The sequence below is a fragment of the Pseudomonas sp. A-1 genome, from assembly GCF_004801855.1.
Lineage (GTDB): Bacteria > Pseudomonadota > Gammaproteobacteria > Pseudomonadales > Pseudomonadaceae > Geopseudomonas.
Map to the genome: position 1 here is coordinate 1 of NZ_SSTC01000213.1, position 1,213 is coordinate 1,213.

General features: G+C 73.4%; 2 protein-coding genes and 1 pseudogene. All 3 read left to right on the forward strand.

What is annotated here, in order from left to right:
- A partial coding sequence (locus tag E5198_RS21715) for a PilN domain-containing protein (protein ID WP_168772577.1) occupies nt 1-415 on the forward strand: 415 nt, incomplete at its 5' end.
- On the forward strand, nt 402-947 hold the full coding sequence (pilO, locus tag E5198_RS21195) for a type 4a pilus biogenesis protein PilO (RefSeq protein WP_136491866.1): 546 nt from the start codon (nt 402-404) through the stop codon (nt 945-947). The genes E5198_RS21715 and pilO, both read left to right, overlap by 14 nt.
- A gap of 2 nt (nt 948-949) precedes the next feature.
- Nucleotides 950-1,213 (forward strand): annotated as a pseudogene (locus E5198_RS21200) (hypothetical protein); the annotation flags it as partial.

Genomic DNA, 1,213 nt, shown 5'->3' on the forward strand with positions numbered 1-1,213 from the left:
CGGCGCCGCGGCGCGTGCCGACCTCGCGGAGAGCGAGCGGCGCCTGCCGGGGGTGGCGGCGCTGCCGCTGTCGGCGGCCGAGACGCGCGCCCAGCAGGCGGCGCTGGCCGAGATGCAGCGCCTTTCGGCGCAACTGAGCCTGCCCTGGGAGCGGCTGTTCGGCACCCTCGAGGCCCTGGCCAATGACGACATCGCGCTGTTGAGCCTGACTCCCGATGCGCGCAAGCAGCAGCTGCGCATCACCGCCGAGGCGCGCGACCTGGCGGCCATGCTGGCCTACCACCGCAGCCTCGAGGACAGCGACGACCTGCGCGACGTGGCGCTGGTCAACCACGAGATCGTCAGCGAGGTGCCCGAACGCCCGGTGCGCTTCAACCTGACCGCCACCTGGATGGTGCAGCATGCGAAGCCATAGCCTGATCCTGCGCGAAGCCTGCCAGCGGCTTGGTCGGCCCGGGGCCGTCGGCGCCGCGCTGCTGCTGGTCGCCCTGGGCTGGAGCCTGTTCGGCCTGTGGCCGGTGAGCCGCGAAGTGCAGCAGCTCGAGGCCCGCGCCGCCGCCGCCCGCGAGCGGGTGACGCGGGTCGCCAGCGGGGCCGAGGCGGCGCCGCTGCGGCCGGGGCAGCAACTGGCCAGCCTGCAGCAGAACCTGCCGGCGCAGCAGGAGGCCACCGCCGCCATCGAGCGCATCTACGCCACCGCGACCCGCGAGGGCATCTCCCTGGCCCGCGGCGAATACGCCCTGGCACTCGATCCGCAGACCCGCCTGGCGCGCTACCAGATGCTCCTGCCGATGCACGGCAGCTACCCGCAGCTGCGCAGCTTCCTGGCCGCCGTGCGCCGCGAGCTGCCGGCGCTGGTGCTGGAGGACATCGACCTGCAGCGCAAGCAGATTTCCGAAAGCCAACTGGATGGCCGTATCCGTATGGCCCTGTACCTGACGAGGTAGCCATGGACAACAGGCGAGCCGTGTTCTGGTTGCTGTTTCTCGGCGGCGCGGCGGTGGTGGCGCTGATTCCGGAGTACTTCTTCGCGCCGGAGGAGGAGGCGCTGCTGGTACCGCCGGCGACCCGCGATGGCAAGGTGGCGGCGCCGATCGCCGCGCCGTTGCCCGTCGAGGCCGGGACGGCAGCCGCGCCGGCGCCGGCGCTGGCGATGCTGACGCCGGGCAGCGGGCTGTTCAGCCCGCACAGCTGGCGGGTGGAGCCGCCGCCG